Annotated in this window: 21 protein-coding genes and 1 tRNA gene; 1 reads left to right on the top strand and 21 read right to left on the bottom strand. The window is 69.7% G+C overall.

Annotated elements, in window-relative coordinates; genetic code table 11:
- Nucleotides 1-73: 73 nt before the first annotated feature.
- The 17 genes from atpB to ACY34M_RS29625 form a co-directional block, all read right to left on the bottom strand.
- Nucleotides 74-844: a F0F1 ATP synthase subunit A gene (atpB, locus tag ACY34M_RS29705; RefSeq protein WP_462721408.1), complete on the bottom strand. Its 771-nt coding sequence runs from the start codon at nt 842-844 to the stop codon at nt 74-76.
- Between the two features lie 273 nt (nt 845-1117).
- Entirely contained in the window at nt 1118-1576 is a 459-nt protein-coding gene (locus ACY34M_RS29700; protein ID WP_462721407.1) for a hypothetical protein, read from the bottom strand.
- A gap of 272 nt (nt 1577-1848) precedes the next feature.
- On the bottom strand, nt 1849-3186 hold the full coding sequence (locus ACY34M_RS29695) for an MraY family glycosyltransferase (protein ID WP_462721406.1): 1338 nt from the start codon (nt 3184-3186) through the stop codon (nt 1849-1851).
- A 161-nt stretch (nt 3187-3347) separates the two neighbouring features.
- Nucleotides 3348-4613 (bottom strand): serine hydroxymethyltransferase, encoded by a 1266-nt coding sequence (locus ACY34M_RS29690; RefSeq protein WP_462721405.1) that lies wholly within the window; start codon nt 4611-4613, stop codon nt 3348-3350.
- Between the two features lie 126 nt (nt 4614-4739).
- Complete coding sequence (locus tag ACY34M_RS29685) at nt 4740-5402, bottom strand: arsenate reductase/protein-tyrosine-phosphatase family protein (protein ID WP_462721404.1); 663 nt, start codon at nt 5400-5402, stop codon at nt 4740-4742.
- The gene (locus ACY34M_RS29680; RefSeq protein ID WP_462721403.1) at nt 5399-6046 is read right to left on the bottom strand and encodes an L-threonylcarbamoyladenylate synthase; all 648 of its coding nucleotides are present in this window, start codon (nt 6044-6046) and stop codon (nt 5399-5401) included. Before ACY34M_RS29680 ends, ACY34M_RS29685 begins: the two co-directional genes overlap by 4 nt.
- A 62-nt stretch (nt 6047-6108) precedes the next feature.
- Nucleotides 6109-6948, bottom strand: a complete 840-nt coding sequence (gene prmC, locus ACY34M_RS29675; protein ID WP_462721402.1) for a peptide chain release factor N(5)-glutamine methyltransferase — start codon at nt 6946-6948, stop codon at nt 6109-6111.
- Between the two features lie 86 nt (nt 6949-7034).
- The gene (prfA, locus tag ACY34M_RS29670; RefSeq protein ID WP_462721401.1) at nt 7035-8111 is read right to left on the bottom strand and encodes a peptide chain release factor 1; all 1077 of its coding nucleotides are present in this window, start codon (nt 8109-8111) and stop codon (nt 7035-7037) included.
- Between the two features lie 106 nt (nt 8112-8217).
- Nucleotides 8218-8439 (bottom strand): 50S ribosomal protein L31, encoded by a 222-nt coding sequence (gene rpmE / locus ACY34M_RS29665; protein ID WP_010984345.1) that lies wholly within the window; start codon nt 8437-8439, stop codon nt 8218-8220.
- 153 nt (nt 8440-8592) lie between these two features.
- The gene (locus ACY34M_RS29660) at nt 8593-9696 is read right to left on the bottom strand and encodes an LCP family protein (RefSeq protein WP_462721400.1); all 1104 of its coding nucleotides are present in this window, start codon (nt 9694-9696) and stop codon (nt 8593-8595) included.
- 331 nt (nt 9697-10027) lie between these two features.
- Complete coding sequence (rho, locus tag ACY34M_RS29655; protein ID WP_462721399.1) at nt 10028-12136, bottom strand: transcription termination factor Rho; 2109 nt, start codon at nt 12134-12136, stop codon at nt 10028-10030.
- Nucleotides 12137-12536: 400 nt separating this feature from the next.
- Nucleotides 12537-13454, bottom strand: a complete 918-nt coding sequence (gene thrB / locus ACY34M_RS29650) for a homoserine kinase (RefSeq protein WP_462721398.1) — start codon at nt 13452-13454, stop codon at nt 12537-12539.
- A gap of 271 nt (nt 13455-13725) precedes the next feature.
- A complete protein-coding gene (gene thrC, locus ACY34M_RS29645; RefSeq protein ID WP_462721474.1) occupies nt 13726-14784 on the bottom strand; it encodes a threonine synthase in 1059 nt (352 codons plus the stop codon).
- A gap of 14 nt (nt 14785-14798) precedes the next feature.
- A complete protein-coding gene (locus ACY34M_RS29640) occupies nt 14799-16091 on the bottom strand; it encodes a homoserine dehydrogenase (RefSeq protein WP_462721397.1) in 1293 nt (430 codons plus the stop codon).
- Nucleotides 16092-16222: 131 nt separating this feature from the next.
- Nucleotides 16223-17617: a diaminopimelate decarboxylase gene (lysA, locus tag ACY34M_RS29635; protein WP_462721396.1), complete on the bottom strand. Its 1395-nt coding sequence runs from the start codon at nt 17615-17617 to the stop codon at nt 16223-16225.
- Nucleotides 17618-17649: 32 nt separating this feature from the next.
- Nucleotides 17650-18738 (bottom strand): ArgS-related anticodon-binding protein NrtL, encoded by a 1089-nt coding sequence (gene nrtL / locus ACY34M_RS29630; RefSeq protein WP_462721395.1) that lies wholly within the window; start codon nt 18736-18738, stop codon nt 17650-17652.
- Between the two features lie 140 nt (nt 18739-18878).
- On the bottom strand, nt 18879-19412 hold the full coding sequence (locus ACY34M_RS29625) for a response regulator (RefSeq protein WP_462721394.1): 534 nt from the start codon (nt 19410-19412) through the stop codon (nt 18879-18881).
- Nucleotides 19413-19526: 114 nt separating this feature from the next.
- Here ACY34M_RS29625 and ACY34M_RS29620 point away from each other — a divergent pair.
- Nucleotides 19527-19598 (top strand) — tRNA-Arg (locus ACY34M_RS29620).
- A 72-nt stretch (nt 19599-19670) separates the two neighbouring features.
- Here ACY34M_RS29620 and ACY34M_RS29615 read toward each other — a convergent pair.
- From ACY34M_RS29615 to ACY34M_RS29600, 4 genes are read right to left on the bottom strand one after another with little or no spacing between them, the layout of a single operon-like run.
- On the bottom strand, nt 19671-20135 hold the full coding sequence (locus tag ACY34M_RS29615) for a MaoC family dehydratase (protein WP_462721393.1): 465 nt from the start codon (nt 20133-20135) through the stop codon (nt 19671-19673).
- Between the two features lie 5 nt (nt 20136-20140).
- Complete coding sequence (locus tag ACY34M_RS29610; RefSeq protein WP_462721392.1) at nt 20141-21643, bottom strand: acyl-CoA synthetase; 1503 nt, start codon at nt 21641-21643, stop codon at nt 20141-20143.
- A gap of 11 nt (nt 21644-21654) precedes the next feature.
- A complete protein-coding gene (locus ACY34M_RS29605; protein ID WP_462721473.1) occupies nt 21655-22530 on the bottom strand; it encodes an amidohydrolase family protein in 876 nt (291 codons plus the stop codon).
- Between the two features lie 28 nt (nt 22531-22558).
- A complete protein-coding gene (locus tag ACY34M_RS29600; RefSeq protein WP_462721391.1) occupies nt 22559-23473 on the bottom strand; it encodes an SDR family NAD(P)-dependent oxidoreductase in 915 nt (304 codons plus the stop codon).
- Nucleotides 23474-23553: the final 80 nt, after the last annotated feature.

The raw sequence follows: 23553 nt of genomic DNA, 5'->3' as shown, positions 1-23553 counted from the left end.
GTTACTTCCTTTTCTTTACGAACCGGTGGCTGTTGTCCACCGGACGACTTGGGGTGGTTGGGCGGGGTGGGGCTCAGTGGTGCTCGGCGAGAGCGCCCTGAATGTACGTGCAGGCCAGGAGGACGAAGACGTACGCCTGGACGGCCTGAACGAAAAGCTCGAAGAGGATCATCGCGATCGTCATCACGAAGGAGACGCCCGCGGCCGGGATCATCCAGCTGTTCAGCAGGTACCAGGAGGCGACGGTGAACATCACCAGCATCAGGTGACCGGCGAACATGTTGGCGAAGAGTCGCACCGCGTGCGTGAACGGGCGGACCAGCAGGTTCGAGAAGAACTCGATGAACGAGACCAGCCACTTGATCGGGCCGAGCGACGGGTCGTAGCCCGTGACGTTCTTCCAACCGCCCACGAAGCCATGGCGCTTGAAGGTCAGCGGCACCCAGATCAGGTACACGATCACCGCGAGGATGATCGGGTAGGCGATGACCGACGAGACCGGGAACTGGGCCAGCGGAATGACCGACCAGACGTTCATGATCCAGATGAAGAAGAACATCGAGACCATGAGGGGGACGTACTTCTCGCCCTCCTTCTTGCCCAGCGTCTCGTAGACGATGCTGCGGCGGACGAAGTCGTAGCCGGCCTCACCGATCATCTGGATCTTTCCGGGAACGACCTTCGAGCGGCCGAACGCGAAGAAGAAGAAAACGCAGATGACGAGCGTGGTGAGCAGGGCGAGCAGCATCACCTTGTTGATGTAGAACCAGCCGAAGTCGGCGATCGGTTCGAACAGGAAGGAGTGCAGGCCCGGTGCCGGGAAGCCGCATCCGTTGTCGGACATGATCCGACAGCTCCAGTCAAAGGCGAGCTGGGTCGTGTCAGCACTCACCGCGGGCTCCTTCGGCGTGACGCATAAGTACGGCAACCTCGTTGTGTCGGTGCGGCGCGCAGCCGCGGGTCGGCACCGGTCTGGTGTTTCGGGTGTGGGGGCGGCGGGCAGGCAGTGAGCCTCGCGATCGTGCAGGCGTCAGCTCTCGTGCCCGCGCCGGCGATGCCGCAGTTGGCACCGGACGATAGCAGCCCGACGAACGGGCGCTTATCCCGGCCCTACCTCTCACGACGACGACCCGGTCTTCTCGGCCTTCTCACTGGTCCCGGTCCCCTTGGAGCCGGGAGCCGCCTCGGGATCGATATAGAAAACCTTGGCCTTCATGTGGGCGCGGGCCTGGGCAGCCATCCACACAACGGTCGAGACGACCAGAGAGACGGCAAAGGACTTGGGATTGAAAAGAGTCGTGTCCTTGAAAATGGCCACGAAGATCATGAGCAGCAGCAGCTGGGCGACGTAGAGCATCAGCCCCATCGCCTGGAACAGCTGCGGAAGCGATTTTGCCGTGCGCAGCAGCACGACCTGCCCGAGACCCATGAAGACGATCACTACCAGAGCACCGACCAGCGCACCGATGGCCCCCTTGCCGCCCGCAACCACACCACTGATCACCGCGGCAATCACGCCCGCGGCAGCGGTGGGTACGACGATTTGAAGAAGGGTCCGTGCGTCATTGGACGGCATGGCGGCAACTCCGCTTACTGGTGTGGGGCAGGGTGTCGTCATGGACGAGCGTAGTCCGGGGTTCAGTGGTCCGATTCGGGCCAAATGGCCGTCGCACTACGGCCTTTCGGTCCTTCCCCCGGCTTCGTGAACGGTATCACAAACTATTTGATGCGGTCTTTACCTAGAAGGTGTGCCAACCGTCACACGTGAGGGGGATCCTGCGCGTCTGTGCACACGCGAGGCCAACATGTCTGGTATTGGGACCATTTCGGTCTGCGTGATCACCCGCGTCAACGGGACGTTCCCGCCTTACGCCGATCCGTGAAGCGCGAACGGGCGCCGATCGCGGTCGCTCCGTTGACTCCCGCGGGATACCGGCTGCGGTCCGGTTCGTCCTCGGCGGCGGCAGCGCCCTCGGACGGCTCGGCCGCCTCGTCCTCCCCCGCGACGTCCACCGGACGCCGGTAGCGCGGCGGCACCAAGTGCTGGGCCCAGCCGGGCACGTGCGGCGTGAAGCGCGGCAGCAGAAGCAGCACCAGACCGACGAAGCTCAGCGCCACGATCGTGAGCATCACCCACATCCCGGACGCCGAGTGCACCGAGTAGGCGACCGCGCCGAACGCGATGAGGCCCGACCAGAAGTACATGATCAGCACCGCGCGGGAGTGCGAGTGGCCGATCTCCAGGAGCCGGTGGTGCAGATGCCCGCGGTCCGCGGCGAACGGCGACTGACCGTTCCAGGTACGGCGCACGATCGCGAGCACCAGGTCCGCGAACGGGATCGCGATGATCGTCAGCGGCATCAGCAGCGGAATGAAGACGGGGAGCATCGCGTGCGTGGTGTCACGCGTGGAGCCACCGAGGTTGAGCTTGAGCGCGTCCGGGTCGACCTGTCCGGTGATGGAGATCGCGCCGGCCGCGAGGACGAGACCGATGAGCATCGAGCCCGAGTCGCCCATGAAGATCCTGGCCGGATGGATGTTGTGCGGCAGGAAGCCCAGACACATGCCCATGAGGATCGCCGCGAACAGCGTGGCCGGGGCCGCGGACTCGATGCCGTAGCCGTACCAGATCCGGTACGCGTACAGGAAGAACGCCGCGGCGGCGATGCAGACCATGCCCGCCGCGAGACCGTCGAGGCCGTCGACGAAGTTCACGGCGTTGATGGTGATGACGACGAGCGCGACGGTGAGCAGGGTCCCCTGCCACTGGGTCAGGGAGACCGTCCCCACGCCGGGGATCGGCAGCCACAGGATCGTCAGGCCCTGCATGACCATCACGCCCGCGGCGATCATCTGGCCGCCGAGCTTGATGAGGGCGTCGATCTCGAACTTGTCGTCCAGGACGCCGATCAGCCAGATCAGCGCGGCGCCGGAGAGCAGCGCCCGCGGTTCGTTGGACGACTCGAAGACCTTGTCCAGGTTCGTGAGGTGATCGGCGACGAGCAGGCCCGCGCACAGGCCGAAGAACATGGCGATACCGCCGAGCCGCGGCGTGGGTTCCCGGTGCACGTCACGCGCACGGATCTCCGGCATGGCGCCGGCCACGATCGCGAACTTCCGCACCGGGCCTGTGAGCAGATAGGTCACCGCGGCCGTGATGCAGAGCGTCAGCAGGTATTCACGCACGGGCTTCCCCACAGGTATCGCTGGCCATCTCAGCCCCACACCCTAGCTTCGCGTGCTTAGGGTTGAGGACTTCCGGGTAGCGACGATGGTTGCACGGGTGACGGTTCCCAGGACGCACCTGGTGTGACGCAGGGGGTGTCTCGGTGTGCGCCTACCCCGTTCTAGGCGGGGTACGGGGGGAATCTTCCAGCCAGTTCGCGGACCTCCTCGCGGACCGTCCGGGCGTCGAGAACATCACGTACGACACCCGACAGGAGCACCGCGATACGGGCCATCTCGCCGTCACCCATGCCCTGGGTCGTGACGGCCGCGGTCCCCAGGCGCAGGCCCCGGCCGTCTCCGGCCGCGAGTTCGGTTGCACCGCAGCGCGGCAGGGCGCATGTGTCGAGGATCATGCCCGCGGAGGCGAGCCGGCCGCGCGCCACCGGGCCCGCGACGCCGAGCGGCGCCGGGTCGAGGTTGATCAGATGCGTGTCGGTGCCGCCCGTGGTGACACCGAAGCCCTCCGCCTCCAGGGCGCCCGCGAGCAGCCGCGCGTTGGCGACGACTCTGTGGGCGTACGCGGTGAAGGCGGGGCGCGCCGCCTCCCCGAACGCGACGGCCTTCGCGGCGATCGTGTGCATCTGCGCGCCGCCCTGGGTGAAGGGGAAGACGGCCCGGTCGACGCGGTCCGCCAGCTCAGCGCCGCACAGCAGCATCCCGCCGCGCGGTCCGCGCAGCACCTTGTGCGTGGTGGCGCAGACGATGTCGGCGTACGGGACCGGGTTGGGGGCCGCTCCCCCGGCGACCAGTCCGATGGGGTGCGCGGCGTCGGCGATGAGGTGGGCGCCCACGTCGTCGGCGATCTCCCGGAAGGCGGCGTAGTCGATGTGCCGGGGGTACGAGATCGAGCCACACACGATCGCCTTCGGGCGATGGGCGCGGGCCGCCGCGTGCACCTGCTCGTAGTCGATGAGTCCGGACTCCGGGTCGACGCCGTAGGGGACGAAGTCGAACCAGCGGCCGGAGAAGTTGGCCGGGGAGCCGTGCGTGAGGTGGCCGCCGGACGGCAGGCCCATGGCCAGGACGGTGTCGCCGGGCTTGAGCAGCACCGCGTACGCGGCGAGCACGGCCGAAGAGCCGCTGTGCGCCTGTACGTTGACGTGTTCGGCGCCGAAGAGGGCCTTGGCGCGGTCCACCGCCAGGCGCTCCGCGACGTCCACGAGTTCGCAGCCGCCGTGGTGGCGGGCGCCGGGGTAGCCCTCCGCGTACTTGTTGGCCAGCGGGGAGCCGAGGGCCGCGAGGACCGCGGGGGACGTGAAGTTCTCCGCGGCGATGAGCTGGAGGGAGTCCGCCTGGCGGGCAGTCTCGCCCAGGAGGATCTCGGCCAGTTCGGGGTCTTGCCGCTGTAGCTCCGCTATGGCTGCGGGTTCTGTCATCACCGGCATGGTCGGCTCCGGGGCCTCGCGTTGGGGAGGTGGGTGCCTTCCAATGTAGATCCGTGTGGTTGCGGGCGCCCGGCATCACGTCACGGGGCTCCGCCCCGGGCCCCGCTGCTCAATCGCCGCAGGGGCTTATTTACGAACCCCTGTCAGCGCTGTAACCACCGGGTTCAGCGCCTCGTTGATCTCGCCGCCCACCGACTGGAAGAACGGGAGGGGTGCGCCGTACGGGTCGTAGACCTCGTCCGCTTCCACCGACGGGGCCAGGAGCCAGCCGCGCAGGGCGGCCGCCGCGCGGACCAGGGAGCGGGCGCGCTCGACCACGCCGGACTCCACGGGGTCCGGGAGCGTGGCGGGGTCTATGGCCTGCACGAGCCGCGTGAACTCCTTCAGCGTGAACGTGCGCAGGCCCGCGCTGTGGCCCATGGAGATGACCTGCGCGCGGTGGTCGCGGGTCGCGGTGAGGACCAGGTCGGCTCTTATGACGTGGTCGTCGAGGAGCTCGCGGCCCACGAAGCCGGAGGCGTCCGCGCCGAAGTCGGCCAGGACCGCCTCCGCGTTGGCCTCCATGGGCGCGCCCTCGTGGCCCCAGGTGCCCGCGCTCTCCACGACGAGCCCGCCGGCGAGCGGCGCGCCGAGCCGGTCCGCGAGGGCATGCCGGGTCAGCCGCTCGGTGATCGGCGAGCGGCACACGTTGCCGGTGCTGACGTGGAGGATGCGGAAGGTGTCGCCGGGGAGGGCCGGCGTGCGTACGTACCCGTTGCCTATGCCACGCCCCGTCTCAGGGGCTGTCAATTCGCCACCTCGAGGTCGGGTACGACCTTGCGCAGCTCGTCCGCGGTCAGCGCGCCCGCGCGCAGCAGGACCGGGACCTTGCCGGTGACGTCGACGATGGAGGACGGGATGTTGCCGGGCGTCGGCCCGCCGTCGAGGTACACGGAGACGGAGTCGCCGAGCATCTCCTGCGCGGAGTCGCAGTCCTCGGGGGACGGGTGGCCGGTCAGGTTCGCCGAGGAGAGGGCCATCGGGCCGACCTCGGTGAGCAGCTCGATGGCCACCGGGTGCAGCGGCATACGGATCGCGACGGTGCCGCGGGTGTCGCCGAGGTCCCACTGCAGCGACGGCTGCTGCTTGGCGACGATCGTGAGGCCGCCCGGCCAGAACGCGTCGACGAGCTCCCAGGCCATCTCGGAGAAGTCCGTGACGAGGCCGTGCAGCGTGTTCGGCGACGGGATGACGACGGGCGTCGGCATGTTGCGGCCGCGGCCCTTGGCCTCCAGGAGGTCACCGACCGCCTCGGGCGTGAACGCGTCGGCGCCGATGCCGTACACGGTGTCGGTGGGCAGGACGACCAGCTCGCCACGGCGCACTGCGGAGGCGGCTTCACGCAGACCGGTAGCGCGGTCGGTCGCGTCATTGGTGTCGTAACGCCGTGCCATCTAGCGGGCCTCCTGCTCTGCGTACTGCTCGAATTCGTAAGGCTGGGGAAGAACTGAGGTGCTCACGGCAGCGCCTTGCGGGCGGTCGCGAACCGCGGTCGGTTGTTGAGGTCGGGGTGGTCGGCGGCGTCCGCCCAGCCCCGCTCCTCGGTGAAGATCCACGGCACCTGGCCGCCCTGGGTGTCCGCGTGCTCGATGACGACGATGCCGCCGGGGCGCAGCAGGCGGTGGGCGGTGCGCTCGATGCCGCGGATCAGGTCGAGCCCGTCCTCGCCGGAGAACAGGGCCAGGTCCGGGTCGTAGTCGCGGGCCTCGGGGGCGACGTACTCCCACTCGGTGAGCGGGATGTACGGCGGGTTGGAGATCACCAGGTCGACCTGGCCGTCGAGGTCGGGGAAGGCCGTCAGGGCGTCGCCCTGGCGCAGGTCGACCCTGGACCCCTCGACGTTCTTGCGCGTCCACTGGAGGGCGTCCTCGGACAGCTCCACGGCGTGCACGCGCGAGCGCGGGACCTCCTGGGCGAGCGCGAGCGCGATGGCGCCGGAGCCGGAGCACAGATCGACGATCAGCGGCTCGACGACGTCCATCGCGCGGACGGCGTCTATGGCCCAGCCGACGACCGACTCGGTCTCCGGTCGGGGCACGAAGACGCCGGGGCCCACCTGGAGCTCCAGGTAGCGGAAGTAGGCGCGCCCGGTGATGTGCTGGAGCGGCTCGCGGGCCTCGCGGCGCGCGGTCGCCTCCCAGTACCGGGCGTCGAAGTCCGCGTCCTTGACCGTGTGCAGCTCGCCCCGCTTGACGCCGTGCACGAAGGCGGCGAGCTCCTCCGCGTCATTGCGCGGCGAGGGCACGCCGGCGTCGGCGAGGCGCTGGGTGGCCTGGGCCACTTCCGCGAGCAGCACGCTGCGGGGGTTTGGGGGTCGCCCCCCAAAATGTTGCTGCACGCTGGTCCTCCGGGCTGAGCTGTCGTACGGGCGGCTGTGCGGTGTTACGCGGCGGCGAGCTTCGCGGCCGAGTCCGCGTCGACGCACGCCTGGATCACGGAGTCGAGGTCGCCGTCGAGCACCTGGTCCAAGTTGTAGGCCTTGAAGCCGACGCGGTGGTCCGAGATGCGGTTCTCCGGGAAGTTGTACGTGCGGATCTTCTCGGAGCGGTCGACGGTGCGGACCTGGCTGCGGCGGGCGTCGGCGGCCTCCTTCTCCGCTTCCTCCTGCGCCGCTGCGAGGAGCCTGGAGCGCAGGATACGCATCGCCTGCTCCTTGTTCTGCAGCTGGCTCTTCTCGTTCTGGCAGGAAGCCACGACGCCGGTGGGGATGTGCGTGATGCGGACGGCGGAGTCCGTCGTGTTGACGGACTGCCCGCCGGGGCCGGAGGAGCGGTACACGTCGATGCGCAGATCGTTGGCGTGGATCTCGACGTCGACCTCCTCGGCCTCGGGCGTGACCAGCACGCCTGCGGCGGAGGTGTGGATGCGGCCCTGCGACTCGGTCGACGGGACGCGCTGCACGCGGTGCACGCCACCCTCGTACTTGAGGCGGGCCCAGACACCCTGGCCGGGCTCGGTCGCGCCGTTCCCGCCCTTGGTCTTCACGGCGACCTGGACGTCCTTGTAGCCGCCCAGCTCGGACTCGGTGGAGTCGATGATCTCGGTCTTCCAGCCGATGCGCTCCGCGTAGCGCAGGTACATGCGCAGCAGGTCGCCCGCGAACAGCGCGGACTCGTCGCCGCCGGCGCCGGCCTTGATCTCGAGGATCACGTCCTTGTCGTCGGACGGGTCGCGCGGGACGAGGAGGAGCCGCAGCTTCTCGGTGATCTCCTCGCGCTGCTGCTCCAGGTCCTTGACCTCGGCCGCGAAGTCGGGGTCGTCGGCGGCGAGTTCCTTCGCCGCCTCGATGTCGTCCCCGGTCTGCTTCCAGGAGCGGTACGTGGCGACGATCGGGGTCAGCTCGGCGTAGCGCTTGTTGAGCTTGCGCGCGTTGGCCTGGTCGGCGTGGACCGAGGGGTCCGCGAGCTTCTGCTCCAGATCGGCGTGCTCACCGATCAGTTCCTCGACGGCCTCGAACATCTCCGGCTCCTGCAGTTACGGGGGGTCAAAAGGGGCTGCACCGCAAAGCGCCGGTCCCGGTGCCCCCGCGAGTACAGGGGCACCGTGGACCGGCGCTGGAGCTTCGCTACTTCTTGGCAGCTGCAGCCTTGCCGAAGCGGGCCTCGAAGCGGGCCACACGGCCACCGGTGTCGAGGATCTTCTGCTTGCCCGTGTAGAACGGGTGGCACTCGGAGCAGACCTCGGCACGGACGGTGCCGGACGAGATCGTGCTGCGGGTGGTGAACGACGCGCCGCAGGTGCAAGAGACCTGCGTCTCGACGTACTCGGGGTGGATGTCGCGCTTCAAGGTGTCTCCTAGGTTCGGGAGGGCGCCGGGTCGCTGACGCGGGATGCGGGAGCGTGAACCGGGGCCGACGTACCAGTCTGCCAGGACTGGCCGTATCCCCCAAAACCGGGGAGGGCCCGGAAGTATTCCCGGACCCTCCCCGAGGGGGTCCGGCTACTTCACGACGCTGTCGGCGGTGCCCTTGGCGGAGTCCTTGGTGGCCGACTTCGGGATGGTCTTGTCGCCCTTGAGCGCCTTCCAGACCTTCGCCGAGTTGGTCTCGTCCAGGAGGACGCGGTTGGCGTCGTTCGGGTCGTACTGCACCGGCAGCGTCACCATGTTCATGTCGCCGGAGCCGATGCCCTTGAGGCCGCTCGCGAACGAGGTCAGATCCTTGACCGAGGCCAGCTGCGAGTCCGTCGTCACCGTCTTCGTGGCGGTGTTGGCGAGGGCGTACAGCTTGTTCGGGCTGGTGAAGACGCCGACGCTCTTGATCTGGTCCATCAGGGCCTTCATGAACGCCTGCTGGAGCTGGATGCGGCCCAGGTCGCTGCCGTCGCCGACGCCGTGCCGGGTGCGGACGAGACCGAGCGACTGCTCGCCGGTGAGCGTATGCGTGCCCGCGTCGAGGTTCAGATGACTGTCGGGGTCGTTGATCGCCTTCGTGGTGGTGACCTTGACGCCCCCGAGGTCGTCGATCAGCTTCTGGAAGCCGCTGAAGTCGACCTCGACGTAGTGGTCCATGCGGATCCCGCTCATGGACTCGACGGTCTTCACCGCGCAGGCCGCGCCGCCCGTGGAGTACGCGGAGTTGAACATGGCCTCGTCCTGCGCCGGGTACTCGTTGCCCTTCTTGTCGGTGCACGAGGGCCGGTGGACCAGCGTGTCCCGGGGTATGGAGACGATGCTGGCCTTCTTGTGGCCCTTGTAGACGTGCACGACCATCGCGGTGTCCGAGCGCGCGGAGCCCTCGTCGGCGCCGCCGCCGACCTTCTCGTTGTCGCCGGCCCGGGTGTCGGAGCCGAGGACGAGGATGTCCTGGGAGCCGTTGTCCACGTTCTGCGGGCGGTCGGTGCCGAGCTGCGCGTTGATGTCGACGCTCTTGATGTTCCCGTTGAGCTGGAAGTAGACGTACCCCAGGCCGGTGCCACCGAGGACGACGACGCCCGCGGCGCTCCACGCCGCGATACGCAGCGCCTTGCTGCGCCCGCTGCGCGGTTTGCGGCGGCTGCCCTTGGCACCGCGGTGGCGCCCGGGCTTGCTGTCACGGTCCGGCATAACTCCTCGCAGGTTCGTCTGCTTCTGAACGTTGGATCCGCTGCGTCGTTCACTCTTTGTGACGGCGGACCGCCATGAAGGGTTGCACAGACACATGTGCGCGCTCCGGGGCGAAACCGCGACCGTACGTAGTGGGACCAAGGGCCCGCAACCCTCTCACCTGCACTTTCACGCCCATGTGGCGCATGCTTCACAGAAGGCACAGACCCTTATACGTGTGGTGAAGGTCTCCGGACTCCGAGTACCCCGGATCGCTCTGAACAGGCCAAAAAAGGGGCTGGGCCCCGCCGCACGAGGCGGCGGGGCCCAGCCCTTCGATCGCTGTGAAGCGTCAGTCGTTGCCGTTGCCCGGCGTCGGCGTCGTCTTCTGGATCTGCAGCAGGAACTCCGCGTTGGACTTCGTCTGCTTCATCTTGTCGAGCAGCAGCTCGATCGCCTGCTGCTGGTCGAGCGCGTGCAGCACGCGACGCAGCTTCCAGGTGATCGCCAGCTCGTCGCTGCCGAGCAGGATCTCTTCCTTACGGGTACCGGACGCGTCCACGTCCACCGCCGGGAAGATGCGCTTGTCGGCGAGCTTGCGGTCGAGCTTGAGCTCGGCGTTGCCGGTGCCCTTGAACTCCTCGAAGATGACCTCGTCCATGCGGGACCCGGTGTCCACCAGCGCGGTGGCGAGGATGGTCAGCGAGCCGCCGTCCTCGATGTTGCGGGCCGCGCCGAAGAAGCGCTTCGGGGGGTACAGGGCCGTCGAGTCGACACCACCGGACAGGATGCGGCCGGAGGCCGGCGCCGCCAGGTTGTAGGCGCGGCCCAGACGGGTGATCGAGTCGAGCAGCACGACGACGTCGTGGCCCAGCTCCACGAGGCGCTTGGCGCGCTCGATGGCGAGCTCGGCGACCGTGGTGTGGTCCTCGGCCGGGCGGTCGAAGGTCGAGGAGATGACCTCGCCCTTCACCGACCGCTGCATGTCGGTGACCTCTTCCGGACGCTCGTCGACGAGGACGACCATCAGGTGGCACTCGGGGTTGTTGTGCGTGATCGCGTTGGCGATCGCCTGCATGATCATGGTCTTGCCGGTCTTCGGCGGGGCCACGATCAGACCGCGCTGGCCCTTGCCGATCGGCGACACGAGGTCGATGATGCGGGTCGTCAGCACGCCCGGGTCCGTCTCCAGACGGAGGCGGTCCTGCGGGTACAGGGGCGTCAGCTTGTTGAACTCCGGTCGCCCACGGCCGGATTCGGGCGCCATGCCGTTGACGGAGTCGAGGCGGACGAGCGCGTTGAACTTCTCACGACGCTCCCCCTCCTTCGGCTGGCGTACGGCGCCGGTGACGTGGTCACCCTTGCGCAGGCCGTTCTTACGGACCTGGGCCAGCGAGACGTAGACGTCGTTGGGACCCGGCAGGTAGCCCGACGTACGGATGAAGGCGTAGTTGTCGAGGATGTCGAGGATGCCCGCGACGGGGATCAGGACGTCGTCCTCGGAGATCTGCGGCTCGTTGCCGAAGTCCTCACGCCCGCGACGGCCACGGCGGTCGCGGTAACGGCCCCGGCGCCCGCGGCGGCCGCCGCCGTCGTCGTCGAAGCCGTCGTCCTGCTGGTTGCCCCGGCCGCCACCCTGCTGGTTGTTCCGGCCGCCGCCCTGGTTGTTGCCCTGGTCGTCGCCCTTGCCGCCACCGCGGCCGCCCTGGCGGTCACGGTCGCGGTCACGGCCACCACGGCCGCCCTGGCGGTCCTGGCGGTCCTGGCGGTCCTGACGGTCCCGGCGGTCGCGACGACCCTCGTGGTTGTTGCCGTCCTGGCCGCCGTCGCCCTTGTTGCCGTCGCCGCCGTCCTGACGCTCCTGCTTGTCCTGACGGTCCTGCTGGCGGTCCTGCTTGTCCTGCCGGTTGTCGGCCTTGGCCTCCGCGGCGACCGTCTCCGGGCTGCCCGCGTCGGCGGTGGCGCGGCGGCGGCGACGCTCGCCGGCCGGCTGCTCGTCACCGGCGCCCTGGCCGGGGATCTCGATCTGCTGCTGGGCGGTGGCCTTCTTCGCCTTGGCGTCACCCGCCTCGGCCTTGTCCGCCTTGGCACCCGACTTCGCGGGCGCGGCGTCGGCCGCGGACTCCTCGCCGGTACGGGCCTTCGAGGTGGCCCGCCGCTTCGGCTTCGTCTCGGCGGCGTCGGCGCTCTTCGCGGGGGCGGAGTTGCCTCCCCCGGACTGCGCCTCCTTGATGACCTCGATCAGCTGGCTCTTGCGCATCCGCGCGGTGCCCTTGATTCCGAGGCCCGATGCGACCTGCTGCAGCTCGGCCAGCACCATGCCATCAAGGCCGGTACCGCGGCGCCGCCGGGAGCCCGAAGCACCGGCGGCGGGCGCGGCAGAGGCGTCCGCAGAGGACGCGGCGGGCGCGGCAGCAGAGCTGTCGGCAGTCACGCCCATCAGATCGGTGGTGTCGCTCACGAAGGGTCCTTCCCTGGAGCGGACGTCGGCCTGTCTGGCTCGGCGACCGGTTGTGCTGTCCGGCGGTGTGGTCCTGCCTGTACGGACCGTGCCGGGGCGGTTGTCCGCCGAAGAGGCGGAAGAATTCGGTGGTGACGGCGTTGCCCGATTCCGCGGGTGCACTGGAGTTTCTGTGTCACGCGGCTCGGTCAAGCCCGTTCCGGAGCGTGCTCGCCACTCTTCAGCGCCGCGTCTCGACACGCGAGAACGATGCACGGAATCGCTGGGGAGGCTCCCGGAAGAATGGTTGTCCCTGACGGGGACACACAGCACCTCGCCATGGTAGGGCCGGGTGCAGACTTGAGGTTAACACTACCGGATCCAACAAACATTCCCCCTCTCTTAATCCGGCAACCGGGTGTCAGGAGCCAAGCGGCAGCACGCTCGCTCCGTCGACATCGAGGGCGAGCCGGTTCGCGGCCCAGCCCTCCCCGGCCAGCCGGGCGACCTTGTCGGCCGTTTCTTCCTCCACCAGGGCGAGGACCGTCGGCCCTGCCCCGGAGATCATCGCGGGCACCCCGTCGGCCCGCAGCCGCTCCACCAGGGCGGCGCTCTCCGGCATCGCGGGCGCCCGGTACTCCTGGTGAATGCGGTCCTCCGTGGCCGGAAGCAGCAGCTCGGGGCGCCTGGTGAGGGCCTCTACGAGCAGGGCCGCCCGGCCCGCGTTGGCCGCGGCGTCCACGTGCGGGACGGAGCGCGGCAGCAGTCCTCGCGCCATTTCGGTGAGGACCGGCTTTCCCGGAACGAAAACCACCGGAACGACGGAACGGGCCGCGTCGAGCCGGATGGCCCGTCCGGCTCCGGTCTCGGTCCACGCGATGGTGAAACCACCGAGCAGGCAGGGGGCCACGTTGTCGGGGTGGCCCTCGATCTCGGTGGCGAGTTCGAGCAGCGCCGCGTCGTCGAGCAGGGCGCCGCCGCCTATGGTCACGGCGCGGGCGGCGACCACGGCGGAGACGATCGCGGCGGACGAGGAGCCCAGGCCACGGCCGTGCGGGATGCGGTTGGCGCAGACGATCTCGAGGCCGCGCGGCTGTCCGCCGAGGGCGTCGAAGGCCGTGCGCAGGGACCGTACGAGAAGGTGCGACTCGTCGCGGGGCAGGGTTTCGGAGCCCTCGCCGGCGATGTCGATGTGCAGCCCGGAGTCGGCGACCCTGACGACCACGTCGTCGTAGAGCCCCAGCGACAGGCCGAGGCTGTCGAAGCCCGGGCCGAGGTTGGCGCTGGTGGCGGGGACGCGCACCCTGACGGCGGCGGCGCGGAATGCGGGACCGGCCATCGCTCGATGACTCTCCTTGAGCTGCGGGATGTTTCGAGAACTTCCGATGTCTTGTGATGCATAGGTCGACACCCGGGCCGCGATCAACGGATCAGCGGCAGCACCACGGCATATGCGGTGGGCGGGTTCGATACAGCCTATCGAAGGAAGGTTCAGTGGCGACATAGGGCGCACAGGAGGCGCACGATGCGTGTCGTAAGCCCCCTGTGCACCCCCTGCACGGAAAGGTGCAGTTGACGAGGTGTCAGCGTCGCATAAGGAGCGGCACGGCTCAGGCGAGACCGAGGCGCTCGGCGGCCGCGGCGGAGTCCACCGGGACCGTGACCGGCTGCGGGGCACCGGCGACGGCCCAGTCCGGGTCCTTCAGGCCGTTGCCCGTGACGGTGCAGACGATCTTCTGGCCCTTGTCGACCTTGCCCTCCTCGGCCGCCTTGAGCAGACCGGCGACGGACGCGGCGGACGCGGGCTCGACGAAGACACCCTCCTGGGACGCCAACAGCTTGTAGGCGCGCAGGATCTCACGGTCCGTCACCTCGTCGATGAAGCCGCCCGAGTCGTCGCGCGCGGCGAGCGCGTGCTGCCACGAGGCCGGGTTGCCGATGCGAATCGCGGTGGCGATCGTCGACGGGTCCTTGACGACCTCGCCGCGCACGATCGGCGCGGAGCCGGAGGCCTGGAAGCCCCACATGCGCGGCGTGCGCGAGGAGACGCCGTCGGCGGCGTACTCCTGGTAGCCCTTCCAGTAGGCCGTGATGTTGCCGGCGTTGCCGACCGGGAGGACGTGGATGTCGGGCGCGTCGCCGAGGGCGTCCACGATCTCGAACGAGCCGGTCTTCTGGCCCTCGATGCGGTACGGGTTCACCGAGTTGACCAGCGCCACCGGGTAGTTCTCGGAGAGGGCGCGGGCCAGGTTCAGGCAGTCGTCGAAGTTGCCGTCGACCTGGAGGATCTTCGAGCCGTAGACGAGCGCCTGGCCCATCTTGCCGAGCGCGATCTTGCCCTGCGGGACGAGGACGGCGCAGACCATTCCGGCGCGCACGGCGTACGCGGCGGCGGACGCCGACGTGTTGCCGGTGGAGGCGCAGATGACGGCCTTCGCGCCCTCCTCCTTGGCCTTCGTGATGGCCATGGTCATCCCGCGGTCCTTGAAGGAACCCGTCGGGTTGGCGCCCTCGACCTTCAGGTGCACCTCACAGCCGGTGCGCTCGGAGAGCATCTGCGCGGGCACGAGCGGCGTACCGCCCTCGCGCAGTGTCACGACCGGCGTGGTGTCGGTCACCGGGAGCCGGTCCCGGTACTCCTCGATGATGCCGCGCCACTGGTGGGTCATTCCGGTCATCCCTGCTACTCCCCTTCAACACGCATGATGCTGGCGACACCGCGCACGGTGTCGAGCTGACGCAGCGCGTCCACGACCCCGGTGAGGGCCGCGTCCGCCGCGCGATGGGTGACGACGACGAGGGAGGCCTCGCCGTCCTTCCCCGACTGGCGCACGGTGTCGATGGAGACACCGTGCTCGGCGAAGACCGTCGCCACCTGCGCGAGAACGCCGGGCTTGTCGGCCACGTCGAGGCTGATGTGGTACCGCGTCACGACCTCGCCCATCGGCGAGACGGGCAGCTGCGTGTACGCGGAGTCGCCGGGTCCCGTCGCACCATTGAGGCGGTTGCGGCATACGGCGACGAGGTCGCCGAGTACGGCGGACGCGGTCGGCGAGCCGCCGGCGCCGGGTCCGTAGAACATCAACTGGCCCGCGGCCTCGGCCTCGACGAACACGGCGTTGTACGCGCCGCGCACGGAGGCCAGCGGGTGGGTGAGCGGGATCATCGCCGGGTGCACGCGGGCGGTGACGGACTGGCCGTCGGCGGCCCGCTCGCAGATGGCGAGCAGTTTGATGGTGCAGCCCATCTGCTTCGCGGAAGCGAAGTCGGCGGCGGTCACCTCGGTCATGCCCTCGCGGTGCACGTCGTCGAGGCGCACCCGGGTGTGGAAGGCGATCCCGGCGAGGATGGCGGCCTTGGCGGCGGCGTCGAAGCCCTCGACGTCGGCGGTCGGGTCGGCCTCGGCGTACCCGAGTGCGGTGGCCTCGTCGAGCGCTTCCTGGTAGCCGGCGCCGGTGGTGTCCATGGCGTCGAGGATGAAGTTCGTCGTGCCGTTCACGATGCCGAGCACCCGGTTGACCTTGTCCCCGGCCAGGGACTCCCGGAGCGGCCTGACCAGCGGGATCGCTCCGGCGACCGCGGCCTCGTAGTAGAGGTCCTCGCCGTGCTCGACGGCCGCGGCGTGCAGCGCCTCGCCGTCCTGGGCGACGAGCGCCTTGTTGGCGGAGACGACGGACGCGCCGTGCTCGAAGGCGGTCGTGATGAGCGTGCGGGCGGGCTCGATGCCGCCGATCACCTCGACGACCACGTCGATGTCGCCGCGCTTGACGAGCGCGGTGGCGTCGGTGGTGACCAGTGCCGGATCGATTCCCTCGCGCACACGGGACGGCCGCCGCACGGCCACACCCGCGAGCTCGACGGGGGCACCGATCCGGGCGGCGAGGTCGTCGGCGTGCGTCGTCATGATGCGCGCCACCTCTGAGCCGACAACCCCACAGCCCAGCAGCGCCACCTTCAGCGGACGCGTACGCATCATGCGACCTCGTTTCCCTCTGCTACTTCTGATACGTCGACGTATCTCTACGCCGTATTTCTACGGTGGGACCAGTCTCACCCACCGGACCGGGGATTCAGCCCCCGGTCCGGATCGTGAGACGTAGATTTCATTTATCCGACGTCGAGACGCAGGAGATCTTCCTCCGTCTCGCGGCGGACGATCACCCGCGCCTCACCGTCCCGGACGGCGACGACGGGCGGGCGAAGCGCGTGGTTGTAGTTGCTGGCCATGGAGCGGCAGTACGCGCCGGTGGCCGGCACGGCGATCAGATCACCGGCCGCGACATCGGCGGGCAGGAACGCGTCCTTCACGACGATGTCGCCACTCTCACAGTGCTTGCCGACGACACGGACGAGCATCGGCTCGGCGTCGGAGCGGCGCGAGACGAGGGCGACGGTGTACTCGGCGTCGTAGAGGGCGGTGCGAATGTTGTCGGACATGCCGCCGTCGACGGAGACGTAGGTACGCAGTCCGTCGAGCGGCTTGACGGTGCCGACCGTGTAGAGCGTGAAGGCGGTCGGGCCGACGATGGCGCGGCCCGGCTCGACGGAGATGCGCGGGGTGCGCAGCGACGCGGCCTCGCACTCGCGGCTGACGATCTCATTGAGCGCCTTGGCGATCTCGTGCGGCTCGCGCGGGTCGTCGTCGCTCGTGTACGCGATGCCGAGGCCGCCGCCGAGGTCGATCTCGGGGAGCTCGACGCCGTGCTCGTCGCGCACCTCGGCGAGGAGCCCGACGACGCGGCGGGCGGCGACCTCGAAGCCGGCCATGTCGAAGATCTGCGAGCCGATGTGCGAGTGGATCCCGATCAGCTCGATCCCGTCGAGCTTCAGCGCACGCCGCACGGCCTCCGCCGCCTGGCCGTCCGCGAGCGCGATGCCGAACTTCTGGTCCTCGTGCGCGGTGGCGATGAACTCGTGGGTGTGGGCCTCGACGCCCACGGTGACGCGGATCTGCACGCGCTGCCGCTTGCCGAGGCTGTCGGCGATGTGGGCGACGCGCACGATCTCCTGGAAGGAGTCGAGCACGATCCGGCCGACGCCCACCTGGACCGCGCGGGTGATCTCTTCCTCGGTCTTGTTGTTGCCGTGGAAGGCGATGCGCTCGGCGGGCATGCCGGCGGAGAGCGCCGTGGCGAGCTCACCCCCGGAGCACACATCCAGATTCAGCCCCTCCTCGTCCAGCCACCGCACGACGGCGCGGGAGAGGAAGGCCTTGCCGGCGTAGAACACATCGGCATCGGGCCCGAAGGCATCGCGCCAGGCAGCGCACCTGGCCCTGAAGTCGGCCTCGTCGAGGAAGTACGCCGGGGTGCCGAACTCCTCGGCGAGCCGGGCGACTTCGATGCCGCCGACGCTGACGGCGCCGTCGTCGGTACGGGCCACGGTCCGCGCCCACACCTTCGGGTCGAGGACGTTGAGGTCGGTGGGCGGGCCGCTGTTGTAGTGGCCCTCGGGCAGGACGTCGGCGTGGCGGGGGCCGGCGGGGTGTGCGGAACGGCTCATGGCTGCGGTGGCTCTCTTCGTCTACTTCTGTGTCACAGATGTTCAGGGGCGTCGATGCCGAGCAGGGTCAGGCCGCCTGCGAGCACCGTCCCGGCGGCTTCGGCGAGCGCGAGCCGGGCGCGGTGGGCGGCCGAGGGTTTCTCCTCGCCTTGGGGCAGTACGGCCGGGTGGAGCGAGGCCATGAAGGTGTCGGCGACGCCGACGAGGTGCCGGGCGAGCCGGTCGGGGGCGTGCTGCTCGGCGGCGGCACGGAGGATGCGGGGGTGGTCGTCGAGTGCAGCGACGAGGTCTTCCTGTCCCGGTACGTGGCCGGGGTCACCGGGCTCGGCGGTGAAGCCGAGGGCCGCGGCGCCGCGGCCGAGGGCGCGGGTGCGGGCGTGGGCGTACCGGACGCGGAAGAGCGGGTTGGCCTCGCGCTGGGCGAGGTGCTCGTCGCCGATCCGGGGGCGGTCGTGACCGGCGGGGTGCAGCAGGGCCCAGCGGGCGGCGTCGCGGCCGAGGGGGGCGGGGTCGGCGGGCGCGGGCACGGGCCGAATGTCGACAGTCTCGGTGGCGGAGGCGGTGGCGGTGGCGGTGGCGGTGGCGGTGGCGTCACTGTCGTCGATCCGGACGCCGAGGACATCGACCCATTCGGGGCGGGGCCGATCGGCGCAGCCGGTCCGTACGCGGGCACCTTGGGCGCGCAGGAGGCGGGCGACGGCGTCCATGACGACGACGGCGCGGACCTCGTGGGGAGCATGCAGCTGGACGACCTGCCCGGTGGGCTCCTCGGCGAACCCGTACGAGGCCCCGTCCCGCAGAATCCGCGCGACGCGCTCGCCGGCAGCGGATTCGGACACCCTGAAGTTCAGAAACCCGGGCCCGGTGACGACGACGTCCGCGATACCGGGGCTGTCGCCGAGCCGACGGGACAGGATTTCGGCGACCTGACGCGGCGGCCGGCCCGCGGGGCGGGCGAGCTGCAGCGCGACGTTGGTGGCGTAGTCCCCCTGCCCACCGGCCCGCGGCCGCTCGACGACGACCCGCTGCTGGGCCGCGCACACAGCAGCGTCGAGCTCACCGTCGTCGACCGCGCGACGTACGGCGCGCAGGACGGTGCGGGAGAGCTCGGCGGGGGTCACGGGACAAGCGTATGGGAGAAGGGGGGCACCCAGGCGACCCGGTTTCCCGGAAGGTCCGGGATGCGGACGGGGTGGGTGAGGTGGAGGGAGTAGCGAGAGACGGAATGAAGGGAGTGTGCCGACGCGTATCGGCACGGAGCTCAGGCGTCGGCGGTACGGGGAGCCTGCTCGCTGCCGTCGGCGGCGCCCGCGGATTCGGCGGTACGCACGGCGCCCGCGCGCGAGGCACCACCGGACCCCGCCCCGGCACGCCCCCGCTCGCTCAACTGCCGTACGACCCGAACCAGTTCGCCGGGTTCGAAGGGCTTGGCGAGGAACGCGTCCACCCCCACGTCGAGCCCGCTCTCGACCTCGTACTGGGTGCAGGCGCTAATGACGACGATGGGCAGCGCGCTCGTTCGCGCGTCACCCCGCAGCCGGGCGGCGGTGCGCAGCCCGTCGAGCCGGGGCATGACCACATCGAGCGTGACGACATCGGGACGCACCTGGTCGATCACGTCCAAACACTCGACACCATCGGCCGCGGTCACGACCTCGAAGCCCTCCAGCTCGAGGTTGACCCTGATCAGCTGCCGAATGACCTTGTTGTCGTCCACGACAAGGACTCGGCCGGACGCGCCTGGCACAACTCGAGAGTAGGTCGGCACCGGCCACCGCGTCCGGGTTTTCCCCACTTCCGCCCCGTACAGGCGGCCCGAACCCCACCGTCCCCCGCGCCATAACCCGTTCCTGAGGACCCCAAAGGAGCTGGTAGTGTTCTACCCGTCGCCACGCACAGCGCGGCGCACGCCCCCGTAGCTCAGGGGATAGAGCAACGGCCTCCGGAGCCGTGTGCGCAGGTTCGAATCCTGCCGGGGGCACCTTGAATTGGGTGCCCGAAGACCCCGTCACCAGCGGAGACGCTGAGGCCGGGGTCTTTTTGTTGTCGCGGGTCAGGCGTAGAAGCGGGACACGCTCTGGAGGACTGCGGCCGGCTTTGGGGTGCCCTCGATTTCTATGGTGCCGTCGATTGTGATCTGGGCTCCGTTGCCCGGTACCTCTTCCACCGACGCCACCTTCGCCGCCAGGCGGATGCGGGCGCCCGCCTTGACCGGGGACGGGAAGCGGACCTTGTTCAGGCCGTAGTTGACCTTTGTGGTGACGCCCTGGACGTCCAGGAGGTCGGTGAAGAGGGGGATGAAGAGGGAGAGGGTCAGGTAGCCGTGGGCTATGGGGGCGCCGAAGGGGCCGGCGGCGGCGCGTTCGGGGTCCACGTGGATCCACTGGTGGTCGCCCGTCGCGTCGGCGAACGTGTTGATGCGGTCCTGGGTGATCTCCAGCCAGTCGCTGGTGCCGAGGTCCGTGCCGCTGAGCTTCTGGAGTTCGGCGAGGCCGTTCACCGTGAGGGTCGTCGTCATTGCTGTCAGCCGTCCTGTTCGTCGGTGCCGTGCGTCGCGCGCAGGCGGGACTTGATGAGCTTTCCGGATGCCGTGCGCGGGAGTTCGTGGGTGAGGATCAGGGATTTGGGGATTTTGTATTTCGCCAGGCGGTCGGAGAGGGAGGCGAGGAGGGAGTCGGGGTGTGGGGTCGTGTCCGGGTGCGGGACGACGACGGCGCGGGGGACCTCGCCCCATTTCTCGTCGGGGACGCCGATCACCGCGCACTCCGCCACGTCGGGGTGGGCCAGGAGGGCGGCCTCGATCTCGGCGGGGTAGATGTTCTCGCCGCCCGAGATGATCATGTCCTTGAAGCGGTCGACGATCGTGACGTAGCCGTCGGCGTCCACGCGTGCCGCGTCCCCGGTACGGAACCAGCCGTCGGAGAACGCGGCCCCGGTCTCCGTCGGCAGGCCCCAGTAGCCCGGCATCACGTGCGGGCCGCGGACCACCACCTCGCCCGTCTCCCCCACGTCCACCGGCGCCAGGTCCGGGCCCACCACCTGTACGTCGCTGAAGAAGTGCGGCACACCCGCCGACCCCGCCTTGCTCACCGCGTGTTCCGCGTCGAGGAAGAGGGTGCCGGGGGCCGCCTCCGTCATGCCGTAGCCCTGGAGGAAGGTGAGGCCGCGTTCCTGGTACGCCGCGATGAGCGGGGGTGGGACCGGGGCGCCGCCGCAGGTAAGCAGACGTAGGGAGGAGAGGTCGGCGGTCGGCCAGGCGGGCTGCCTGGTCAGCAGGTCGAACATCGTCGGGACGCCGAACATGAACGTCACACCGTGCCGCCGCACCAGCTCGAACGTGGCCGCCGGGTCGAAGGCGCCGACCAGGACGCACGTACCGCCCTTCAGCAGCACCGGCAGCGTGAGCATGTTCAGGCCCGCCGTGTGGAACAGGGGCGCCGAGACGAGGGCGACCTCGTCCGCGATCAGGTCGTGGTCGACCAGGACGTTGATCGCGTTCCAGGTCAGGTTGGCGTGGGTGAGCATGGCGCCCTTGGGGCGGCCCGTCGTGCCCGAGGTGTACATGATGAGGCAGAGGTCGTCGCCTGCGACCGTCTCGTCGATCGGGTCCGTCGGCGCGGCCGCGAGCAGCTCCTCGTAACCGCTTCCCTCGGCCGCGACCGTCAAGGGGACCGACAGCGCTTCCGCCGGTTCCCCGCCACCGGTGTACAGGAGGGCCTGCGCCCCCGAGTCCCGTATCTGGTAGGCGAGTTCGGCCGTCGACAGGCGTGTGTTGAGCGGGACGAAGACCGCCCCCAGGGTGCCCGCCGCGAACAGTGTCTCCAGGTACGAGGGGTGGTTCGGGCCGAGGTAGGCGACGCGGTCGCCGCGGCGCACGCCCTGTGCGCGCAGGGCGTGCGCGAGGCGGGTCGTGCGGTCGTGCAGCTCGGCGTACGAGTACGCCGTGCCGTCGTGGATCAGGGCGGTGCGGTGCGGGGTCTTGCGGGCCCGGCGGGCGGGCCATGATCCGAGTCCCTCGTTGCGCATCCGGCGCCTCCCTACGGCTTCGTCAGCCCGAGCAGGCGGGCCGCGTTCTCCTTGAGGATCTTGGGGCGGACCTCGTCCTTGATCTGCAGCTTCGCGAAGTCGGAGAGCCAGCGGTCCGGGGTGAGGACCGGGTAGTCCGAGCCGAAGAGGACCTTGTCCTTGAGGAGCGTGTTCGCGTACTGGATCAGCTGGGGCGGGAAGTACTTCGGGGACCAGCCGGAGAGGTCGATGTGCACGCCCGGCTTGTGCGTCGCCACCGCCAGCGCCTCGTCCTGCCAGGGGAACGAGGGGTGCGCCAGGATGATCTTCAGGTGCGGGAAGTCCGCCGCCACGTCGTCCACGTGCAGCGGGTTCGAGTACTTCAGGCGGATGCCGCCGCCGCCCGGCACGCCCGCGCCGATGCCCGTCTGGCCGGTGTGGAAGAGGGCGATGGTGCCGGTTTCCTCGATCAGTTCGTAGAGGTCGTAGGCGACCGCGCGGTCGTTCGGGAAGAAGGCCTGGATGGAGGGGTGGAACTTGAAGCCCTTCACCCCGTACTCCTCCACCAGGCGGCGGGCCTGCTTCACGCCTGCCTTGCCCCGGAACGGGTCGATCGAGGCGAAGGGGATCAGGACGTCCGGGTGGGCGGCCGCCGCCTCCGCCACCTCCTCGTTCGGCACCGGTTCCGTGCCCGTCGCGGACTCCGCGTCGACCGTGAAGATCACGGCGGCCATGTTCCGCTCGCGGTAGTACGCGGCCGTCTCCTCCAGGGTCGGCTTCCGCTTGCCCTCGATCTTGAAGTACGCGGACGAGGCCGCGTGGAGGTCTTCGTCCAGGGAGGCATGGCCGCGTGACGACACCTCCGCGTGGGTGTGCACGTCGATCGCCGCGAGCTCGTCGATGTTCATGGGGCCGCCCGTGCTCTCCGTACTCATCTCACGCCTCCGGGAGCTTCGGTGCCGGGATGCCGACCGTCTCGGGCTCGGCGCCGATCGACGTGGGCCACGCCTCCGCGAGCGTGTCCGGGGTCCAGCCCCCGTCCGCGTAGGCCGCCTTGATCTCCTGCGGGTGGGACCAGAGGGTGAGCCGGTCGCCGCCGATGCCGATCGCCTGGCCCGTGACGGAGCGGGCCGCGCCGGAGGCGAGGAAGGGGACGAGGGCCGCGCAGTCCTCCGGGGTGCCGAAGCCCTCGCCCTTGCGGAGGAAGGACGGGAGCGGTTCGCCGCCGCGCAGGGCCTCGATGTACGGGGCGAAGGCCGGGATCGTCTCCGTCATGGCCGTCGCGGCGACCGGGACGATCGCGTTGACCGTGATGTTCGACCGGGACAGCTCCATCGACCACGTACGGGCCATGGCGGCGATGCCGGCCTTCGCGGCGGCGTAGTTCGTCTGGCCGAAATTGCCCCGTTGGCCGGCGGGCGAGCCGACGAGCACCAGGGATCCCCCCTCGCCCTGCTCGCGCATGCGGACGGCGGCGGCGCGGGCGCAGGTGAAGGTGCCCTTGAGGTGGGTGGTGAGCACCGCGTCGAAGTCGTCGTCGGTCATCTTCCACAGCACCTTGTCGCGCAGGATGCCGGCGTTGGTGACCAGGACGTCGAGGCGGCCGAACTCGCTCACCGCCCGCGCCACGAGGCGGTCCGCCGCCTCCGCCGTGCCGACTGGGACCACCTCGGCGACGGCCGTGCCGCCCGCCTCCCGGATGGACTTCACGGCTGCTTCGGCGACGGCCTCGTCGACGTCGTTGACGACGACGCGGGCTCCGTGGGCGGCGAGGGCATGGGCGTAGGCGAGGCCGAGGCCGCGGCCGCTGCCGGTGACGACGGCGGCCTTGCCGGTCAGATCGATGGACACGTGCGGGTCCCTTCTTGCCAGCGATACGTGGGGCGAGAAAGAAGCTAAGAGCAATCATTGTTGACGTCAATAGTTGTTGC

It is taken from the genome of Streptomyces sp. EDA2-14, from assembly GCF_054963755.1.
Note: the sequence above shows the minus strand (reverse complement) of the source record. Positions and strands in the feature narration are given on the sequence as shown.

Coding starts and splice junctions, on each gene's coding strand:
- thrC (WP_462721474.1), bottom strand. CDS start 14,784: ATGACCCACCAGTGGCGCGGCATCATCGAGGAGTACCGGGACCGGCTC.
- thrB (WP_462721398.1), bottom strand. CDS start 13,454: ATGGCCGGTCCCGCATTCCGCGCCGCCGCCGTCAGGGTGCGCGTCCCC.
- ACY34M_RS29660 (WP_462721400.1), bottom strand. CDS start 9,696: ATGCCGGACCGTGACAGCAAGCCCGGGCGCCACCGCGGTGCCAAGGGC.
- ACY34M_RS29610 (WP_462721392.1), bottom strand. CDS start 21,643: ATGCGCAACGAGGGACTCGGATCATGGCCCGCCCGCCGGGCCCGCAAG.
- prfA (WP_462721401.1), bottom strand. CDS start 8,111: ATGTTCGAGGCCGTCGAGGAACTGATCGGTGAGCACGCCGATCTGGAG.
- ACY34M_RS29640 (WP_462721397.1), bottom strand. CDS start 16,091: ATGATGCGTACGCGTCCGCTGAAGGTGGCGCTGCTGGGCTGTGGGGTT.
- ACY34M_RS29680 (WP_462721403.1), bottom strand. CDS start 6,046: ATGGCACGGCGTTACGACACCAATGACGCGACCGACCGCGCTACCGGT.
- lysA (WP_462721396.1), bottom strand. CDS start 17,617: ATGAGCCGTTCCGCACACCCCGCCGGCCCCCGCCACGCCGACGTCCTG.
- ACY34M_RS29615 (WP_462721393.1), bottom strand. CDS start 20,135: ATGACGACGACCCTCACGGTGAACGGCCTCGCCGAACTCCAGAAGCTC.
- ACY34M_RS29605 (WP_462721473.1), bottom strand. CDS start 22,530: ATGAACATCGACGAGCTCGCGGCGATCGACGTGCACACCCACGCGGAG.
- ACY34M_RS29690 (WP_462721405.1), bottom strand. CDS start 4,613: ATGCCGGTGATGACAGAACCCGCAGCCATAGCGGAGCTACAGCGGCAA.
- ACY34M_RS29700 (WP_462721407.1), bottom strand. CDS start 1,576: ATGCCGTCCAATGACGCACGGACCCTTCTTCAAATCGTCGTACCCACC.
- atpB (WP_462721408.1), bottom strand. CDS start 844: ATGTCCGACAACGGATGCGGCTTCCCGGCACCGGGCCTGCACTCCTTC.